Genomic DNA, 18,974 nt, shown 5'->3' with positions numbered 1-18,974 from the left:
ATATCCACTGTAAATGCATAAAACCAACCCTGCGCTTTTTTTCATATCGTCCTTGTTTAAAATTCATTCACTTAGAAAAATGCACCATTTGAGTGAATGCTTACAGCCCCGCTGGCAATTCAAATTACCTAAAGCAAAACATCCCTTCATTAAAAAAAACCGTACTCTTAAAAATCTACAGCACTCAAAACGTCTAACAATAAAGCTTCAGCTTTTGAGATATTGATATAAAACCGCATGAGAGACACAAATTTTAAGATAACCAAATAATCAAACCTCCTTCCCTCAATGGCTTGAAGGAGTTAACGATCGCTTATCTTGATTAGGCTATTTTCTATCTGGCCGAAGACCCCCCTTTTGCATTCTGTTTGTCAGCTCTGATTTGAAGAAACAGCCTCGCTGGCTCGCGTGAGCTTTCTCAAATAATCAGAGCTGAATCAATTATCACTAAAACCTAATAGCTATATTGGCAGAATCCAAGAGCTTAAAGGGCTGTTCGTATAAATAGTTCAGCAGAAAATGTTTATTTTTTGCTATGATGACCTTCGCTCCATTTTCCTGATTTATTTATCTTTATATAAATATTCAATGCAGTGATTGCACTGCAGGAACACTGTGAGCAGTTTCAGACTAATCAAGCACAGTTTAGTGCATAATTTCAATAGGTTAAGCTCATGCTTTTGATGATCGACAACTATGACTCTTTTACCTACAACATCGTCCAGTATTTTGGCGAGTTAAATCAGGAAGTAAAAGTAGTACGTAATGATGCCGTGACTTTGGAAGATATTGAGCGATGGCAACCGAAGTATTTGGTCATTGGCCCTGGCCCTTGTTCACCAAGTGAAGCAGGCATTTCTATTCCAGCCATTCAGCATTTTGCAGGCAAAATTCCATTACTGGGGGTGTGCTTAGGCCACCAAGCCATTGGACAAGCCTTTGGCGGCGATATTATCCGCGCAAAACGGGTGATGCACGGCCGTTTATCTGACATGCATCATAGCGATAAGGGAATTTTCAGCAACTTGCCTTCTCCATTTTCAGCAACCCGCTATCATTCCCTCGTGATTGATCAGGCGACCTTGCCGGAATGCTTAGAAGTGACGTGCTGGACCAATGAAGAAGATGGCTCTATGGAAGAGATCATGGGGGTTAAACATAAGACATTGCCAGTTGAAGGCGTGCAGTTTCACCCGGAGTCGATCTTAAGCCAGCACGGCCATCAGATTTTCAAAAACTTCTTAGAAATTTATGCATAAACAGGTGCAGTCAAATTATGAATATTCAGCAAGCTTTAAATAACATTACAAAAAATATTGAACTCACTCAGCCGCAAATGGAAGAAGTGATGCGCACCATTATGAATGGTGAAGCAACAGACGCGCAAATTGGCGCATTAATGATGGGCCTGCGCCAAAAAGGCGAAAGTATTGATGAAATAACCGCAGCAGCCCGGGTGATGCGGGAATTCGCCATTAAAATTGATGTCAGCGACCTGCCGCATCTGGTCGATATTGTCGGCACTGGCGGTGACGGGCAAAATCTGTTTAATGTATCGACTGCCTCTTCTTTTGTCATTGCTGCTGCCGGCGCAAATATCGCCAAACACGGCGGACGCGGTGTGTCATCTAAATCAGGTTCATCGGACTTGTTAGAGCAAGCCGGCATTAACCTTGATTTAAGCATGACGCAAACTGAGCGCTGCATCCGTGATTTAGGGGTAGGCTTTTTATTTGCGCCGAATCACCACAAAGCGATGAAATATGCTGCCGGCCCGCGTAAAGAGCTGGGCTTCCGCAGCATTTTCAACTTGCTCGGCCCGCTTACGAATCCGGCTGGAGTCAAACGTTTTGTGATTGGGGTTTTCTCTACTGAGCTATGCCGCCCAATGGCGGAGGTGCTGAAACAGCTGGGTGCAGAGCACGTCATGGTGGTGCATTCTAAAGACGGTTTAGACGAAATCAGCCTTGCGTCGTCTACCTATGTTGCAGAACTGAAAAACGGTGAAATCACCGAATGGGAAATTCAGCCTGAAGCAGTAGAAATTGAATCTCAAACACTGACTGGCCTATCTGTTGACAGTTCAGCAGAAAGCTTGGCGCTGATCAAAAATGCTTTAGGCAAAAAGAAAACAGCTATTGGTGAAAAAGCGGCCAGCATGATTGCATTAAATGCAGGCGCCGGCATTTATGTCTCAGGCTTAACACCTTCATATAAGCTCGGTGTGGCGCTTGCGCATGACATTATCTATGGCGGTCAAGCCTTAGAAAAAATGGATGTGCTGTCAGAATTCACCAAAACGCTCAAACAATACGAAGCTTAACCGGTCAAGGAAATTTAAATCATGGTTGATATCGCAAATACCATCTTGGGTAAAATTGTTGACCGCAAGCAGGAAGAATTCGCTGCACGCTTAAAACAGCACAGCTATAAAGATGTGGAAGAACTGGCGCAGGCGGCTTCACCTGTACGCGGTTTTGCAAAGTCTTTGCAAAGCAAGCGCCCGGGCGTGATTGCTGAAATTAAGAAAGCCTCGCCATCGAAAGGCATTATCCGCGAAAACTTCAACCCAGCAGAAATTGCGCAGCAGTATGAAGATGCTGGCGCAGCGTGCCTATCGGTACTGACAGATGTGGATTTTTTCCAAGGCGCAGACGAAAACATACAAATTGCGCGTACGCATTGCAGCTTGCCTGCCCTGCGCAAAGACTTTTTAATCGATCCATATGGCGTGATTGAAGCGCGCGCTTTGCATGCCGACTGCATTTTGCTGATTGTGGCTTGCCTGTCTAATCAGCAATTGGAAGAAATGTCGAAAACTGCATTTGAGCATCATTTGGATGTGCTGGTTGAAGTGCATGACGAAGCAGAGCTGGAACGCGCTTTGCGTCTTTCAGACCGTTGCATTTTGGGTGTGAACAACCGCAATTTAAAAACCTTTGATGTAGATTTAAATACTTCATTGCGTTTAAAAAACCTGCTGGAGCCTTCACGCCTGCTGGTGACTGAAAGCGGTATTGCTACACCTGCAGATGTTGCCATGATGCAGGAACATGACATTCATGCATTCTTAGTCGGTGAAAGCTTTATGAAGCAGCCGCGCCCAGATCAGGCTTTTAAAGAGCTATTTGGTGTACCGAAAGCCGTTTGAGCTTAAAATTTAAAAAGCCCAATTATTCTGTGAATTGGGCTTTTTTAACGGCTAATTTTTTGTTTACTCAAATAAAAGAAAGCAGAATATATACTATTGCCTAATTTCAACAGAATGCTTCTAAATTCTTTGCTCTGTTAGCCTTCAATAATCATCCAAAAGATTCAATATTTTTAGCCGCTCAGATTTTTGATGAGTTAAGAGATGATAAAGATCATATGTGTTTAGAAGCGCCTTTTCTTTCTGTTGAGACTATATTCAGGATCTGCTTCTAATTTCTTTTTTCGTGCACGTTCGGCTTGCTCTCTTAGCCTTCTTTGTTGAGCCAGTATTTCTTGTTGCTTTTGCAATTCAGTTGACTCTTGTTCTCTCATCTTTTCTAAACAGATTTTTTTCGTGTTGTAAACGCACAATATAGCTTTATTCTTTTTTATATTTTCAGTGATAGTTAATTTTACATTGGCTCATTCCAGTTCAAATCAAACTCATTTCAGACTATAATTCATCTGAACTACGCATCTTCCCCTGTTTTTTCCATTATGAGCAAACACGATTCTTCGCTGTCTAAAGAACAATACAACTTACTGAATGCTTTTAAAAAGCAAATCAATAAGCCTGCACCTGCGCCAGAACCGGTTGCGCCTATAGAAAAAACAACTGCTCAAGAACAGCAGGAAGATTTAGACTTTTTCCGCAAGCAAATGCAAGGCGTGCAAAAAATGGATGCCGGCAATATTGCGAAAGCGGTCAAAGTCACCAAGAAAAAACCGGATGCGCAGACTTTGGCAAAACGGGCCTCTGCCACAGGCCCAATGCAAACTGATGACACCTTGCTTTCCGATACCCAAGCCATGCTGAACCCTGTCGCCAGCCAAGCCAATTTAAGCTACCGGATAGCCACCTTGCAGCATCGGGTATTTGAAGATTTAAAAGCGGGTAATCTGCGCTGGTTTGAAGCAGTAGATCTGCATGGCTGTACCGTAGAAGATGCCCGCACAGCTGTCCTGCAGATTATTCAAATGGCCAAAGATGACAATCAAAATGTCATTAAAATTGTACATGGCAAAGGCCCTGAAGCCATTTTAAAAACCCATGTCAACAGCTGGCTGCGTCAGCACCGTGATGTCTTGGCATTTGTCAGCGCGCCTGAAAATCAGGGCGGAACTGGTGCAGTTCTTGTGCTGCTAAAACGCGCTGAAAAGAACCCAAAGTTTAAACAGTAATCGGATTCTTCCTTTAAAAGCAGGCATTGTAATGGTTTTCTGCTACAATGCCGTCCTTGTTCAATCTCTCTGTGTAAGTGAACACGTCTTATGTCTATGCAGCAATCCTACGCTAACATTCTTACTGCCGTTGGTGAAGACCTTAATCGCCCAGGTCTAAAAGATACCCCTATGCGTGCTGCTAAAGCCTTCTCCTATTTAACGTCCGGCTATAGCCAAACCTTGGAAGAAGTGACTAATAAAGCGGTCTTTCCTTCTGACAACCGTGAAATGGTGCTGGTAAAAAATATCGAGTTCTATTCGCTGTGCGAACATCATTTACTGCCTTTTCATGGCCGCGTGCATATTGCCTATTTACCGGAAGGCAATGTTCTAGGCTTGTCTAAGTTTGCCCGAATTACAGAAATGTTTGCGCGCCGCCTGCAAATTCAGGAAAACTTGACGCAGCAAATTGCGGAAGCTGTAGCTGAAGTCACTGGCGCACGCGGTGTTGCGGTCATGATTGATTCTGCCCATATGTGCATGATGATGCGCGGTGTAGGCAAACAGGAATCCACAACCCGCACTGTATCTTTTGTCGGCGACTTTAAAACCAATAAAGAAGAACGCCGCGAGTTTTTAAGCGCAGCGCCTGAAAGCTACTAAAATGTGATTGCCCGCAGCTGATTTCAAAGCTCAGGCTTCAAATAATTTTAAGTACACAATTACAGCCTCGACCTATGTTGAGGCTTTTTTATTTTCGAATTGCAGATAAACTGCATTTTTCTATTTTTATTTCTAGGGGCATTGACCATGTCAGCAATCTGGTTAGCAGGCCAAGGTTTAACCCAAAGTGAATGCACTGTAGATTTTCCACGGCCAGAACGCTTGGTCAACGGCAATCCAGAACGCCAAACTTACAGCCTGTATGAGCATCCTCATATGGATTGCGGTATTTGGCACTGTGAAGCCGGCGCTTGGAATATTGTATTTGCAGATAATAAACAAGAGTTCTTTAATGTAATCGAAGGTCTTGTACGCCTGCACCATAAACATTCCAATATTACAATTGAAATTGGCGCAGGCGATGCCGGCATTATTCCGCCTGGTTTTGAAGGCACCTTTGAAGTCGTGCAAGCCGTAAAAAAATATTATGTCATTGTAGAGGTTTAAACGGCTCAAGTTACAGATTCATCACATGAATATCGCTGTAATTGTAAAGGTTTATTGGCATAGTGCTGAAAGCAATTTTCAGAGTTCAATGGATGAATCCTTTAATTAAATACTGTGCAATTGTATGTCCTATAATTTTGCTGGGCGCCTGTACTACGTCCCCTTTTTCGCACAATCAGGCGCATTCTGCCTACGCCAGCCATTTAGCTGATGCAGCCACTATCCGCAATTTGTTTAATCAAGCCAATGTTAAAGGCGTGATTATCATTAAAAACGGCAATGATCTTCAAGAACACGGCAATGCAGTACAGCGCGCAGATCAGCAATTTATCCCGGCATCCACGTTTAAAATGCTGAATGCCCTGATTGGCATTGAACATAACAAAACGTCCCCAGATGAAATATTCAAATGGAATGGGGAAAAGCGCAGCTTTCCGGCTTGGGAAAAAGATTTGACCTTAGCGCAGGCAATGGCCGCCTCTGCGGTGCCGGTATATCAGGAATTGGCGCGCAGAATTGGCTTAGAGCTGATGCAAAATGAAGTGAAACGGGTTCAATTCGGCAATGGCGATATTGGCACTCAAGTCGATAATTTCTGGCTGATTGGCCCGCTCAAAATCACCCCAAAGCAGGAAGTGCAATTCGCCGATCAGCTGTCTCATTTACAATTGCCCTTTAGCAAAATCACACAGCAGCAAGTGGTTAAAATGCTGTTTATTGAGCAGATCGGCAATAAAGCGCTCTATGCCAAAAGCGGCTGGGGCATGGATATTGAACCCCAAGTGGGCTGGTATACCGGCTGGGTTGAAGATGCTCAAGGCAGAACCACAGCATTTTCATTAAACCTTGAGATGGATCCGTCCACCCCGGCCTCTATCCGTAAAGAACTGGTGATCAGCAGCTTAAAGCAGCTCAAAATTCTATAAGCTTTTTAAAATACCAACAGTTACTGGGGTAAACCAATTCACAAAATAAGAAAGCCGCAATTTACGGCTTTCTTATTTTGTGATGACTATTCTGCGCTCAATTTTGCCAAATACACATTGTTGCGGCCTTTGTTTTTAGCGGCATACAGCGCGGCATCGGCTGTATCTAAAAACCGCTGATAATCCGGGTGCCCATCATACAGGGCACAGCCTATACTGACGGTAAAATTAAAACTGCTGCCCAAAGATGAGCGAATAGGCGTTTCTTGCACACGTTTACGGATACGCTCTGCAATCTCCTGCGCCCGGCTCAAATCACTGTCGACCAGCAAGAGCAAAAACTCTTCTCCGCCAATACGGAAGGCATAGTCACTGCCGCGTACCGATTCTAACAGCACCTCACCAATAAACTGCAGCGCCAAATCGCCGGCCGCATGGCCATGCTTATCATTAATGCGCTTAAAGTAGTCAGCATCTATGGCCAGCAGTGACAATGGTGAATGATTTTTACGAGAAAAATTAATCTCCCGTGAGACAATGGTGTCTAAATAGCGCCGGTTAAGCAGCTGCGTCAGCGCATCATTCCCTGAGTCTATATATTCAGCCACTTGGAACAGCTGATCGATTAAATGCTGAATTTCTCTATTTTTACTCCGCATCTGCTGAATCAGGTCTATGGTCTGCTCTTTCCGCTCGCATTCCAGCACATGATGATTCAGCAAATCAACTTCATGAATCCGGCTGATGATTTCATCCACTTGCTCTGAACCGCTAAAAGCATAAGCCGCCTTATGAATAAACCACAGGCCGAATTCAGATTTTGACAGTGCAGGATGCGTAAACCGCTGTGTATCTGAAAATACTTTAAACATCAATTCATTTTCCCAATCCAGCAATGAACTGCGCTGCTTGTCTTTTTGCACAGAAGCATCCTGCATGGCGGAAAATAACCGGTAGCTGTGCTTAATGTCATTATTTTTTTCAATATTGACTTCATACGAACGGCACATAATTTCAGAACTGAAGCCTAAAATTTGAAAAATATAGCTGATCATGCTGATTGTATAATTCTCAGCAAACTGAGATTCGGCCTGCAGGCTGAAGATTTTCTTTTCGATTTCCCGAATCCCGCGCATGATCAGCCAAGACGGAATGCCGATCCGCGCATGAACCTTGCCGACCATTTGCTGCTTTGCGGCAACCTCTTCAAACTTGTGCTGCAGCGGTGCATTGAAAGATTCAATCAGCCATTGATTCAAGGTTTTTGTTAAGCGGTTTTGGACAATATCATCCGAAAGAAAATATGAGGCTTCTTTTTCCAGCATCATATTTTTATAAAATTCAACGACTAAAATTTCAGAATGTCTTTGTATAAAGTGAACAGCATCATTGAGAATATCGACTGAATAATCATCGCAAATTAATTTCCACTGTTTTGCAAGCTTTGCAATGCTTTCAGTATTCATACATTCTGTCCCAATGGCTATAAATATCCAGCCAGCAAAAAAAGATTTATTAGTGCCGCAAATTATACATAATTTAAATAGTGCGACCTAATTAATCTTTTTATGAAAAACAGTGCTTTAAATTTAAAAAATTCACGAAATAGAATGAAAAATAAACTGAAATCTAAGTAGATAATCTGGTGATTCAAAGAAATGAGTGAGATCGTTCAGAGCAAAGTTCATGCTTTTAACGCAAAATTAAAGGCTAAGAAGTATTCTCAAACCGGGATATGATTTAGCCATAATTCAGATTAAGGCTTTTTAGACATGCTGAATCAGGCATTGATTAAAAGAAATGAACAAATTCTAAACTGGCCTTATTCCAATCTAAACGATGCTGCTGCTGAAATACCCATCCCACGCGCAGCGCATTTTGCGCATCAACCGAATATTGCAATTGACTGTTAAGCCGTACAGCCCATTGACTTTGATCTTGCCAAAATGGCAATTCAATTTGCACCAAACTGTTGATTTTATCTGACCAGATATTTTGACATCCTAGCGCAGGCCCTGCCCCAGCGCGCCAGCCGTTATCTAATGATTGACTGCCCTGCAAATGCATTTGCATTTGCGCATAGCATAAATGGCTGCGGTCACTATTTGCTTTGCTGAAACCCGTCTGTACACTCAAATTGGCCACACCATGCTGATGTATTTCGCTGAACTGGCCATGCGCGCCTAAGGCCTCCTGCTGCCAGCCGAAGTTAAATCCCCACGACAGCGGGGTTTTAAACGGCGTGATTGGATTATAAGAATTGACCGATAGAAAGTTAAAATGTTCCAGCTTCAATTCATCCTGCCGATATTGCAGCGCGCCATCCCAAAACATCAGCTGCGTCCCTGTACGGAAACCGCCCTGCGGGTCAATTAAATCATGATAGGCCTGCCGGTGCCCAAGCTCAAAGAAACTGTCGCCTTGTACTTCACCGGCTGTGAACTGCAAATTTCTGGCATGATGCCCCTGAACCGGGTCAGTATTTGGACGCGGCGCATCTTTGCGCTGTTTTTCCGCGTGTATTTCACTGCGCAGCACCAAAAGCTGACGCAGGCGCGGCTGAGCGAATTCTCCCTCGACTTTGCGTGAGGTTAAATACAAGTATAAATCGTCATACGCCATTTCTAAAATTTTAGCGCGCTCTATTTCCGAATAGGCTGACAATTGCGCCTGCATCTGCAGTGGCGCTGCAAAAGCCAGCTGGTGCGCCTTTTGCGCCAAAACATTGCCATGCTGCCGGGCCTGCGCCAAGAGCTGAGTTTCCAAAGCCGGGCGGTAGGCCGTTTCTGCAACCAGCCCCTGCCGCGCAACCGAACGTATGGTTTCAATCGGAATGGCAGCCGCTTTAAACTGATTCTTTAAGTCCAGCTCGGGACGGACGGTGTCCAGCAGTCCGAGCAAGCGGTATGCGCAATTGTCACTGACAAAATAATAGGGAAAACTGACGTTCTGCATTTCCCAAATATGCTTGACCAAAAACTGAGTTTCCGTCTCAGATAAATTCAGTTCATATTCCCACAAATCACGGCTTTCAAAGTCGCCATATTCTTTGACTTTACGGTAATACGGCATTAATGAAAATTCACCAGGATACTGTCCAGTTAAGCCTTTCCATGCAAATGACCAGCCATCGGCATTGGCTACTGTGGCCGCGTAATTAATCGCATAGGAAACTAAATTCAGCTGTTCCTGATCTTTAGGATCGATACGCAAAAGCGTATGCCCAAACATCGAACTGGGATTGCCCATAAAATCTGTGGCATAAATTAAAGTCGCTTTATAAGGCTTAATTTTTCCAAACCAATCATCCAATTCAGGACATTTCGCTTCAGGCAATTGTGACGACTGTATTTGCAGCTGCGCCATCAGCCACTGGCTGCGCGCAGGAAAGCGGCAGCGGATAGACTGATTGGGCGATGCTTCCTGAAACAGGGCCTGTACATTCGCGCGCAGTTCATTTTTCAGATTATGCTGTCCATCTTGAGACAGAAAATAGCCCGCATAGGCCACTTCGCTTTGACCCTGCGCATCGGCATACATCAAACGCGTCCATGCCAGCTGATCTGCCAATTGCAGCTGTTCAGCCTTCGCCCCGTATGCATCAGATACACTCACTAAAATTTCAGCAGGTGAATTTTGAGCAAAAGCAAAACTGGGGACAGCTAAAGCACAGCATAAAGCAATTGATTTCATGAACGCCTGACAGTGTTGAATAATTTTTATCTGGAATGATTTTTTATAGATGCAGAGACAACAAAACCCTGCCGCTGTGACAGGGTTTTGATTGAGCAGATTAAACGTAGGCTTTCAATACCTCATCTTGCGCCATAACGCTTTGCAGCGATGCCAGCACTTGAACTGAAGATGCATTTTCAGCTGAGTAAATTTTAGAGAAATTGGCTTTAGATACCGCAAAGAAATGCGCTTTATCTGCCGCTTTAATATTCAGCAGCTCCGCCAGCACATTCAAGCTTTCACCTTGGCCAACCGCCATATCGCGCGCTAGGGATTCAGAGTTTTCATTGGTGAACGTGACCGCCTGCGCTGTTACTGTCCCTGTGCCGCTGCAGCCTAATGTACCGAATGTAATACCGAACAGCTGGTTAGCAAATAAGCCATTGGTTGTCGCTGCTAAAATTTTTGGAACCTTCCCTGACTGTCCTGCCCAGACTTGAGAACCGATACCGCAGCCTGCATCACGGTCTGCAAAAGCAGCTGTAGAACCAACCGCTAACACTGCAGCTAAAGCTAATTTTTTGAACATAGCATCTCTCCAGAAATTCTTTTCCACTGTTTTAATTATTAAAAAATGTACAATTTTTTGCACTTTTGCAGATTACCGTTATATTACAAAGAACGCAAAGCAATTTTAGACGAAAGCATGGGGTAATAATTAAGCGCTTGTTTACATTAATTTTTAAGTGACCATGCGCCAGCGCTTTGCCGTGTGCCTAAAATTTTCAGCACCAAAACCAAGCTGAGCAGAAGCAATAAATACCATGATCCCAGCTTGCCCCAGCCAACCATGTGCCATGCATCCACCTGACTTGGATACAGCCAGATTTTATAAAATGTACTGATATTTTCTGCAATCCAGATAATAAACGCCAGCAGCATTAAAATAGGCAGCATCGGTAGCTGAACTTGGTGATGCTGCAGCTGAAATTTAATTTTGGTTTCCCAGAAAATCACCACGCTCCAGACAAATAAAATCATTCGGATGTCCGGCACAAAAAATTTGCTCATGAAATTGATGTATGACAGCAATGCCAATATCAGCATATTGCCAAAACCCGGCAATTTTTCAAATGAAACCTGATACAAGCGTAAAGACCGCGCAAAAAAACTGCCGACAGCCGAGTACATAAATCCGGCAAATAAAGGCACAGTCAAAATTTTAAACACCGCAGGCTGCGGATACTGCCAAGAGGCAATTTGCGGATGGGTAAGAAAAACTTCCATCACCATGGCCATCACATGAAACAAGGCAATGACTTTCGCTTCCGCCCAAGACTCCAGCTTCAGGCATAGCAGGCAGACCTGAATGATCAATGCATAAAACAGCAGATAGTCATAACGGAAAAAACCGTAAAACTCCTGACTGCCCATTTGCGCGCTAAGCACAAATGCCACCAGAAGCAGTATCCCAAATAAGGCAGCCGAAGCTGCCTTAAAGGAGAACTCAATACCAGATTTAAAAATTGAGATCACAATAAAACCTAAATACCGTCCGCGCCACGCATTACAAATATTTCGCGCTGTATTCGTGTACAGTATCAATAAAGGCTTTCGGATTTGCAGGGTCTACCCATTGGGTAATGCCGTGGCCTAAGTTTGCAACATATCCGGTTTTTTCACCATTGGCATAGGCATCGTCCAGCATGGCTTTGGTTGCTTTAGCAATTGATTCAGAAGTGCCGTATAAAGTCGCCGGATCTAAATTGCCTTGCAGCGCTGCGCGGCCCGCAACTGTGCGGCGTGCAACGTTCAGCTGTGTTGTCCAATCTAAACCGAATGCATCTGCACCCGTTGCAATCATCGGCTCAAGCCATTGGCCGCCGCCTTTGGTAAACAAAATAACGGGAACTTTGCGGCCATCCTTTTCACGCTTCAAGCCTGCTACAATTTTCTGCATATAATTCAAAGAGAATTCAATATATTCACGGTGTGCCAATGCCCCGCCCCAGCTGTCAAAAATTTGAACAGCTTGCGCGCCTGCATCTATTTGCGCATTTAAATAATCAATCACAGCCACGGCCAAACGGTCCAGCAACGCATGCAGCACTTCTGGCTGCGCATACATCATTTGCTTGGTAAAACGGAAGTCCTTGCTTGAACCGCCTTCTACCATATAGGTTGCCAAAGTCCACGGGCTGCCCGAAAATCCGATTAATGGCACTTGACCGCCTAAAGCGGAACGGATTGTGCTGACTGCATTCATTACATAGTCCAAATCAGATTTGGCATTGAATGCAGGCAAGTTTGCAACATCTTGCTCGGTACGGATGGTTTTATGAAATTTCGGGCCTTCACCCGCTTCAAAATACAGCCCTAAGCCCAGCGCATCCGGAACAGTCAGAATATCTGAAAATAAAATCGCGGCGTCCAAATCATAGCGGCGCAATGGCTGCAGCGTAACCTCACAGGCAAAATCTGCATTTTTGCACAGCGATAAAAAATCTCCAGCCGTTGCACGGGTTGCGCGATACTCTGGTAAATAACGGCCGGCTTGACGCATCATCCATACAGGAGTGGCATCGACTGGCTCGCGCAGCAATGCACGCAGGAAACGGTCATTTTTAAGGGTCGTCATTTACTCTTCCATCTATTTTCAACTTTGCAACATCATAACAAAAACCCTTCAAATTGAGTAATTTCTCAGAATTTTAAAAATCGATTATTGTCAAAGGTAAATATGATATTTACACAAAACAAATACTGCATCCCCCCAATTTTTCTGCAATACTTGCAAACGTTTTTTTCACATTGTAAATGAATAATTCTTAAGGTTGAGTTACATGTTCGTTCGCACAATGCTCGCAATGAGTTTAAGCTGCATAATTGCGGGTACAGCTTTTGCCGCAGCTACTTCTGAACAGCCATTAAATCCAAAGGTAATTACGGATGTAGCGGTTCAAGACCCGATTGATCCGCTTGCTGCCGATTCAGCATCCTCTGCTGCAACACAAATTACCTCTCAAGAACAACAAGATCTAAATAAAGCATCTCAAACCCTGAATGATCTGCAAAAAACTGAAGATCAAACTGCCGATGTGGGCGCAGCGCCCTCGACTGCGCCAGCAGCAGCGCCTAAAGCTTCAGCGGGCAATGCTTCGGCCGCAAAAGCATCTTGGACGCTGGATGGCATCAATAATGCGCAATGGTTCGAAGATATTGGCAAAGGCCAATTTCCTGTCTATGCGCGCGCGCATGTCATGCTGAACAATGCACATGCTTCGCCTGGCGCCATTGATGGTTCAAGCGGTAAAAATACGCTTAAAGCCATCGCTTCATTCCAGCAAATTAAAGGCTTGAAACCGACAGGCACACTGACAAAAGAAACTTGGGATGCATTGATTGCCAATCAAGGCAGCAAACCGGCTTTTGTTGAATATACCATTACGCAGCAAGACCTAGATGGCCCTTATGCGCAGTCTATTCCGCATGACTACGCGCTGCAGGCAAAAATGAAAGGCTTGTATTACACCCGCGTAACTGAAATGCTGGGCGAAAAATTCCATATGGATGAAGATTTCCTAAAGAAATTAAATCCTAAAGCCACGTTCAAAAAAGCCGGCGAAAAAATCATTGTTGCCAATATCCGCAATGAAGTGCCTGAAGACATTCATTTGATTGTTGCGCATAAAGGCGCAAAACAGCTGTATCTATTCAACAGCCGCAATCAAATGATCGGCTCTTTCCCTGCAACGATCGGCAGTTCTGATACGCCATCACCAACAGGAACGTACAAAGTGACTGGCGTTGCGCCTAATCCTTGGTACAGCTACTCACCAAGCAATTTTGTGCAAGGCAAAAACACTAAACCGCTATCTTTACCGCCTGGCCCGAACGGCCCAGTGGGCAACATCTGGATTGGCTTAAGCAAGAAATCATTCGGTATTCACGGTACACCGAATCCTTCTGCCATTTCAAAAACTGCGTCACATGGCTGTATCCGCCTGACCAACTGGGATGCCAATGATCTTGGCAAAAAAGTAAAATCAGGTGTAACCGTTAAATTCTTAGAATAATACGGTTTTTTGAAAGCTCTCAAGGTGTTTCAGCATTCAGCTGAAACACCTTTTTTATAATAAATAAAAAAATCAGATCAGCAGAATAATTAAAGTCCTAATGCTTTACGGCCTAAAACTGACTGAATATAAATAATCAAGGATCATCCTATGCCTTACTTAAAGATAAAAAAATTAACAGCTTTAACCTTCAGCGCTGCCCTGCTGACAGGATTATCAGCAGCTGCACATGCAGAACTGGAAGAAGACATTCAGCAAGTAATCTACATTGACGCATCATTGGACGGTGAAGAAGATGACTCAATTTATCCGGAAAATTGGTCAGACAGCAAAAAAATTCACGATCCGAACTACAATCCGCATCAAGACAGCTCTCAGCAATATTTAAGCAATCGGCGGCATTTCGTCATCAATGGCAAGCAAAGCGTGTATTACTATCCGCTTTCTGAGGATAAAAATCCGGCTATATTTTATGATGCGCCTTCAGGAAGCGCTAATTTTGCGCTCTCGCAGTCCTTTGGAAAAAATCGTCAGGCGATTCATCTTGAACCTCAGCTGCAGCATCAATTAAAAGACCATCAGCTGTTCAGCATTCAGCCGCATGGGAGTAATTTAATGCTGATTTTCCGTAGCCGCTATTTGAATACACCGGCAGAAATGAAGCGCAACACTGCATTCGACTCAGCCTTTGCCAGCTATTTCTACCGCAGCAGCTATGAATTGATTGAAGTGACGCCCAAAGGCAAAATTTTGCACCGCGTTCAATTTATAGCGCCAAATCCTGAAAATGGCATGGGTTTTGGCCCAAAGCAGAACGCAAAGACCGGGAATAATCATGACAATGTGATTGAGTACAGCACCAATACACCTGGGGTTTATCAGACACTCAAGCCTTATAACGTTGAATACCGCTATGAATATCAAAGCGGAAAATTATCCAAGCATACAGAAAAGCGTCTGCTGACCCTGAGTGAACGCGCAGCATTGCGGGATGATGCAGGCAGCGTGAATGCGGAAAATATGCAGGATGAATATGACGAAACCCATAAAAATGCCCCGCCGGAACCCAGCAGCTGCCTAAATGACTATTGGGTATTTCATGATAAAGCAGCGCCTAAAGGCAGCCGCTGGGGCAATCCATGGATGCAACAGCAACAGGCTTTATACCAACGCTTTATTCAAGAATACGAAAACGGTAAAACCTATACTTGGCTGCGGTTCCGCCAGCGCTTTTGCCGTTTAAACTAAGCTGCGGATGTGATACAGATTCATTTCAAATTTGAAACACTGCATCGCTTTTATTCTATATTCATTGCAGATATAAAACACTACACTGAATTCAAGTTAAAAATAATAGCGGAGCAGAACCATGAATGCTTTTTTACACCCAAGTGAAAACCGCGGCCACGTCAAAATGGGCTGGCTGGAGTCTAAGCACAGTTTCTCGTTTGGCAACTGGTATGACCCGAAATATATGGGTGTCAGCGCGCTGCGCGTGATTAATGATGACCTGATTGCAGCCCATGAAGGATTCGGCCAGCATCCGCACGACAACATGGAAATCTTAACCTGTGTGCTTAAAGGCACGATCACGCATAGAGACAGCATGGGTAATCATGGCGGTATTTCTGCCGGTGAATGGCAGCTGATGAGTGCAGGTACAGGCATTCGCCACAGCGAGATGAATCAAGGCGATGAAGATGTTCATTTGCTGCAGATTTGGATTATCCCCAATGAGCGCGATGCTGAGCCGACTTATCAGCAAATTAAATGCGATCCGCGCGAACAGCCCGATCAATGGCATTTAATTGTTGGCCCGAATGATCATGCGCCGATGCATATCCGCCAGCAAGCTGAAATAAAAACAGCATTGATTACTCAGGGCAAAAGCTTAGATATTCAAGCTGCGCAGCATATTAATTATGTGCATGTCATTTCAGGCTCTGTAAAAATTGCAGAACATACTGTCGACGCTGGTGGCGCCATCGCCTTTCTTGAGCCCGCTCAAATTGAAGCTTTGGAAGATGCTCAAGTGATTTGGTTTGACCTGCCAGAGCAAATTGCATAAATCACATAATAAAAAAGCCCTGATCATTCAGGGCTTTTTTATGGGCTAAATCAGCCTTATTAAAGGATGATATAGCAAATACCAAGCATCAGCCCATTGTACGGTTGTGCTGCAGGTTTTCCGCTTGGCGCAATTGTTCATAAGACACTGGATCAAAAGCGCATGCACTCAGCGTAGCCACGGTCATTACAGCAACGATTAATTTCAACATCTTTTACATCCTCATATCCAGCATTTTGCATACGATGAGCTCTGGGCTGCTGAGTACCACAAGAACTGCATCCGCCTGTTTAATGCACACAATATAAAGAAAACCCAATAATCGTTAAAACTGTTAATTTTAATATTAACAATCTATTTTTTAGATTTTAAATTAAACAGCCATAAAAAAACCCCAATCAAATGATTGGGGTTTTCGAATTTGGCGGAAGCGGTGAGATTCGAACTCACGGAGGGGGTAAACCCTCGTCGGTTTTCAAGACCGGTGCATTAAACCGCTCTGCCACGCTTCCATGTGCGCCATCATACGGAGCTTTTGTCATGATGACAAGCAAAAAATGAAACTAAGCCATTCAAATGAATATTGTTTCGCCAAAAATTATAAACGCGCCGCCAATTCTGCACCTTCACGGATGGCGCGCTTCGCATCCAATTCTGCGGCGAGTTTTGCACCGCCGATAATATGATAATTCGCCAAAGTCTTTTCAGCCGCCTGCGGCATGATGTCTTTGACTGATTCTTGTCCAGCGCAGACCACTACAGTATCGACACGCAGCAATTGATCATGCCCAGCCAGTTCAATCCATAGCCCTTCATCAGTAACGGTTTTGTACTGAACACCGCGCAGCATGCGGACTTGGTGCTTTTTCAACTGTGCACGGTGCACCCAGCCGGAGGTCTTGCCTAAACCTGCGCCAAGCGGCGTGGTTTTACGCTGAAGCAAATAGATTTCCCGTACAGGCGGTTCTATATGTGCAGGCTGTGAACCGCCCTCAGATACATAATTAGGATTTGGATCGACTCCCCACTCGCGCTGCCAGTCCGCCAAAGGCTGTGGCTGCGGCTGATGAGGCGGCTTCAATAAAAACTCAGAAACATCAAAGCCAATACCGCCTGCACCTATGACGGCAACTCTGTCACCCACTGGCGCGCCGCGCAATACTTCTGCATACGATAAGACTTGCGGCGCATCGCTGCCTTCAATTTTCAAAGCGCGCGGCACAACGCCGGTTGCAACAATCACTTCATCGAAACCCTCACGTTCCAGCTGTTCGCGGTTGACTTGAGTATTTAGACGGAGTTCTACACCCGTTTTTTCAATTTGCACTTTAAAATAGCGGATGGTCTCGTGAAACTCTTCTTTGCCCGGAACAACTTTTGCTAAGTTAAACTGTCCGCCAACGTCTGAACTAGCTTCAAACAAGGTCACGTGATGGCCGCGGCTGGCTGCAACTGTCGCGGCAGACATGCCGGCAACACCGCCGCCAACAACAGCAATGCGTTTCGGTTTAGCGGCTTTCAGATAGACCAATTCTGTTTCGAAAGCAGCCCGCGGGTTGACTAAGCAGGTTGCCCGCTGGTTTTTAAAGGTATGATCCAGACACGCTTGGTTGCAGGCAATGCAGGTATTAATTTCATCTATACGGTTGGTCGCTGTTTTGTTCACCCAAAATGCATCAGCCAGCAATGGACGCGCCATTTGCACCATATCGGCCTTGCCGGCTGCTAAAATGGCTTCAGCCGTGTCCGGCATATTAATTCGATTAGATGCAATTACCGGGATAGAAACATGCTTTTTTACTTCCGCTGTATAATCGGCAAAAGCGGCCCGCGGCACCGAAGTCACAATAGTTGGAATTCGCGCTTCATGCCAGCCAATTCCGGTATTTAATAAAGTCACGCCAGCCTGCTCCAAGGCCTTAGCGACAGTAATGACTTCATTCATGGTATTGCCGTCATGCACCAAGTCCAGCATCGACAGGCGGAAACAGATAATAAATTTCTCGCCCGCTTTTTCACGGATAGCTTTCACAATTTCTACAGCAAAACGCATGCGGTTTTCAATATCGCCGCCCCAGCGGTCTGTCCGCTGATTGACATGACGGCTTAAGAATTGATTCAGCAAGTAGCCTTCTGACCCCATAATTTCAACACCGTCATAGCCGGCTTTTTTCGCCAAACTTGCGCAGTGCACATAGTCATCGATGGTGTCTAGAATTTGCTTATCGCTCAGCTGGCGCGGCTTGAAAGGAGAAATCGGAGATTTAATCGGGCTGGCTGACACCACAAAAGGCTGATAGCCATAACGGCCTGCATGCAGAATCTGCATCAAAATTTTTGCACCATGCTTATGTACGGCATGCGTGACCAAACGATGCGGCGCAATATCGCCCAAAGTATTCATCGTGCCGCCCGCAGGAAGCAGCCAGCCTTGGCGGTTCGGAGAAATGCCGCCTGTAATGATTAAACCGACACCGCCTTTAGCGCGTTCGCCAAAATAAGCCGCCAATTTAGGATAATTATAAAAACGATCTTCCAGTCCGGTATGCATTGACCCCATGACCACACGGTTTTTAATGGTAGTAAAGCCCAAATGCAGCGGTTTTAAAATATTTGCATAGCTGGTCGTTGTCATCATGAATCCTTTTATATTTGGCTTTGCAACTTGTTGCATATTACTTTAACTGGTTTTATTCATTTTGG

Annotated in this window: 17 protein-coding genes and 1 tRNA gene; 10 read left to right on the top strand and 8 right to left on the bottom strand. The window is 44.6% G+C overall.

Translation table 11 applies throughout. The features are described from left to right. The first annotated feature begins 674 nt into the window (after window positions 1-674). The 7 genes from AZH43_RS05715 to blaOXA all read left to right on the top strand — a co-directional run bounded on the left by AZH43_RS05715 (window position 675) and on the right by blaOXA (window position 6,452). Window positions 675-1,259, top strand: coding sequence for an anthranilate synthase component II (locus tag AZH43_RS05715; protein WP_067667505.1), 585 nt, complete (start codon window positions 675-677; stop codon window positions 1,257-1,259). Window positions 1,260-1,276: 17 nt separating this feature from the next. After that, the gene (gene trpD / locus AZH43_RS05710) at window positions 1,277-2,323 is read left to right on the top strand and encodes an anthranilate phosphoribosyltransferase (RefSeq protein ID WP_067667503.1); all 1,047 of its coding nucleotides are present in this window, start codon (window positions 1,277-1,279) and stop codon (window positions 2,321-2,323) included. 21 nt (window positions 2,324-2,344) lie between these two features. Then, a complete protein-coding gene (trpC, locus tag AZH43_RS05705; RefSeq protein WP_067667501.1) occupies window positions 2,345-3,151 on the top strand; it encodes an indole-3-glycerol phosphate synthase TrpC in 807 nt (268 codons plus the stop codon). A 539-nt stretch (window positions 3,152-3,690) separates the two neighbouring features. Beyond that, on the top strand, window positions 3,691-4,374 hold the full coding sequence (locus AZH43_RS05700; protein WP_067667500.1) for a Smr/MutS family protein: 684 nt from the start codon (window positions 3,691-3,693) through the stop codon (window positions 4,372-4,374). A 96-nt stretch (window positions 4,375-4,470) separates the two neighbouring features. Beyond that, window positions 4,471-5,019, top strand: coding sequence for a GTP cyclohydrolase I FolE (gene folE / locus AZH43_RS05695; protein WP_171254434.1), 549 nt, complete (start codon window positions 4,471-4,473; stop codon window positions 5,017-5,019). A 147-nt stretch (window positions 5,020-5,166) separates the two neighbouring features. Beyond that, entirely contained in the window at window positions 5,167-5,526 is a 360-nt protein-coding gene (locus AZH43_RS05690) for a cupin domain-containing protein (protein ID WP_067667498.1), read from the top strand. Between the two features lie 92 nt (window positions 5,527-5,618). Continuing rightward, entirely contained in the window at window positions 5,619-6,452 is an 834-nt protein-coding gene (blaOXA, locus tag AZH43_RS05685) for a class D beta-lactamase (RefSeq protein ID WP_067667496.1), read from the top strand. An 86-nt stretch (window positions 6,453-6,538) separates the two neighbouring features. Here the strand turns inward: blaOXA and AZH43_RS05680 are convergent, their stop codons facing one another. From AZH43_RS05680 to hemE, 5 genes are all read right to left on the bottom strand, one after another. After that, entirely contained in the window at window positions 6,539-7,918 is a 1,380-nt protein-coding gene (locus tag AZH43_RS05680; RefSeq protein ID WP_067667494.1) for a diguanylate cyclase, read from the bottom strand. 325 nt (window positions 7,919-8,243) lie between these two features. Further along, window positions 8,244-10,145 carry an Lnb N-terminal periplasmic domain-containing protein gene (locus AZH43_RS05675; RefSeq protein WP_067667492.1) on the bottom strand — a complete coding sequence of 634 codons (1,902 nt, stop codon included), beginning with the start codon at window positions 10,143-10,145 and terminating at the stop codon, window positions 8,244-8,246. A gap of 100 nt (window positions 10,146-10,245) precedes the next feature. Continuing rightward, entirely contained in the window at window positions 10,246-10,716 is a 471-nt protein-coding gene (locus tag AZH43_RS05670; RefSeq protein ID WP_067667490.1) for a DUF3015 family protein, read from the bottom strand. Window positions 10,717-10,862: 146 nt separating this feature from the next. Then, entirely contained in the window at window positions 10,863-11,663 is an 801-nt protein-coding gene (locus AZH43_RS05665; RefSeq protein ID WP_067667488.1) for a DUF817 family protein, read from the bottom strand. A 31-nt stretch (window positions 11,664-11,694) separates the two neighbouring features. Then, window positions 11,695-12,765 carry a uroporphyrinogen decarboxylase gene (hemE, locus tag AZH43_RS05660; protein ID WP_067667487.1) on the bottom strand — a complete coding sequence of 357 codons (1,071 nt, stop codon included), beginning with the start codon at window positions 12,763-12,765 and terminating at the stop codon, window positions 11,695-11,697. Between the two features lie 205 nt (window positions 12,766-12,970). On the opposite strand from hemE, the gene AZH43_RS05655 reads away from it, so the two are divergent. The 3 genes from AZH43_RS05655 (at window position 12,971) to AZH43_RS05645 (ending at window position 16,271) form a co-directional block, all read left to right on the top strand. Further along, window positions 12,971-14,203: a L,D-transpeptidase family protein gene (locus tag AZH43_RS05655; protein WP_067667484.1), complete on the top strand. Its 1,233-nt coding sequence runs from the start codon at window positions 12,971-12,973 to the stop codon at window positions 14,201-14,203. Window positions 14,204-14,353: 150 nt separating this feature from the next. Further along, window positions 14,354-15,451, top strand: a complete 1,098-nt coding sequence (locus AZH43_RS05650) for a hypothetical protein (RefSeq protein WP_081406779.1) — start codon at window positions 14,354-14,356, stop codon at window positions 15,449-15,451. 121 nt (window positions 15,452-15,572) lie between these two features. Next, window positions 15,573-16,271, top strand: coding sequence for a pirin family protein (locus AZH43_RS05645; RefSeq protein ID WP_067667483.1), 699 nt, complete (start codon window positions 15,573-15,575; stop codon window positions 16,269-16,271). A gap of 88 nt (window positions 16,272-16,359) precedes the next feature. On the opposite strand, the gene AZH43_RS19045 is transcribed toward AZH43_RS05645, so the two are convergent. From AZH43_RS19045 to AZH43_RS05635, 3 genes are all read right to left on the bottom strand, one after another. Continuing rightward, window positions 16,360-16,482, bottom strand: a complete 123-nt coding sequence (locus AZH43_RS19045) for a hypothetical protein (RefSeq protein ID WP_264753344.1) — start codon at window positions 16,480-16,482, stop codon at window positions 16,360-16,362. A gap of 211 nt (window positions 16,483-16,693) precedes the next feature. Continuing rightward, window positions 16,694-16,783: transfer RNA gene (locus AZH43_RS05640), tRNA-Ser, on the bottom strand. An 86-nt stretch (window positions 16,784-16,869) separates the two neighbouring features. Next, window positions 16,870-18,906, bottom strand: coding sequence for an NADPH-dependent 2,4-dienoyl-CoA reductase (locus AZH43_RS05635; protein ID WP_067667481.1), 2,037 nt, complete (start codon window positions 18,904-18,906; stop codon window positions 16,870-16,872). Window positions 18,907-18,974: the final 68 nt, after the last annotated feature.

The sequence above is a fragment of the Acinetobacter pragensis genome (assembly GCF_001605895.1).
GTDB lineage: Bacteria > Pseudomonadota > Gammaproteobacteria > Pseudomonadales > Moraxellaceae > Acinetobacter > Acinetobacter pragensis.
The sequence above is the reverse complement of the archived record's forward strand: the minus strand, read 5'-3'. Positions and strand labels throughout refer to the sequence as shown.

Coding starts and splice junctions, on each gene's coding strand:
- AZH43_RS05715 (WP_067667505.1), top strand. CDS start 675: ATGCTTTTGATGATCGACAACTATGACTCTTTTACCTACAACATCGTC.
- trpD (WP_067667503.1), top strand. CDS start 1,277: ATGAATATTCAGCAAGCTTTAAATAACATTACAAAAAATATTGAACTC.
- trpC (WP_067667501.1), top strand. CDS start 2,345: ATGGTTGATATCGCAAATACCATCTTGGGTAAAATTGTTGACCGCAAG.
- AZH43_RS05700 (WP_067667500.1), top strand. CDS start 3,691: ATGAGCAAACACGATTCTTCGCTGTCTAAAGAACAATACAACTTACTG.
- folE (WP_171254434.1), top strand. CDS start 4,471: ATGCAGCAATCCTACGCTAACATTCTTACTGCCGTTGGTGAAGACCTT.
- AZH43_RS05690 (WP_067667498.1), top strand. CDS start 5,167: ATGTCAGCAATCTGGTTAGCAGGCCAAGGTTTAACCCAAAGTGAATGC.
- blaOXA (WP_067667496.1), top strand. CDS start 5,619: ATGAATCCTTTAATTAAATACTGTGCAATTGTATGTCCTATAATTTTG.
- AZH43_RS05680 (WP_067667494.1), bottom strand. CDS start 7,918: ATGAATACTGAAAGCATTGCAAAGCTTGCAAAACAGTGGAAATTAATT.
- AZH43_RS05675 (WP_067667492.1), bottom strand. CDS start 10,145: ATGAAATCAATTGCTTTATGCTGTGCTTTAGCTGTCCCCAGTTTTGCT.
- AZH43_RS05670 (WP_067667490.1), bottom strand. CDS start 10,716: ATGTTCAAAAAATTAGCTTTAGCTGCAGTGTTAGCGGTTGGTTCTACA.
- hemE (WP_067667487.1), bottom strand. CDS start 12,765: ATGACGACCCTTAAAAATGACCGTTTCCTGCGTGCATTGCTGCGCGAG.
- AZH43_RS05655 (WP_067667484.1), top strand. CDS start 12,971: ATGTTCGTTCGCACAATGCTCGCAATGAGTTTAAGCTGCATAATTGCG.
- AZH43_RS05650 (WP_081406779.1), top strand. CDS start 14,354: ATGCCTTACTTAAAGATAAAAAAATTAACAGCTTTAACCTTCAGCGCT.
- AZH43_RS05645 (WP_067667483.1), top strand. CDS start 15,573: ATGAATGCTTTTTTACACCCAAGTGAAAACCGCGGCCACGTCAAAATG.
- AZH43_RS19045 (WP_264753344.1), bottom strand. CDS start 16,482: ATGTTGAAATTAATCGTTGCTGTAATGACCGTGGCTACGCTGAGTGCA.
- AZH43_RS05635 (WP_067667481.1), bottom strand. CDS start 18,906: ATGACAACGACCAGCTATGCAAATATTTTAAAACCGCTGCATTTGGGC.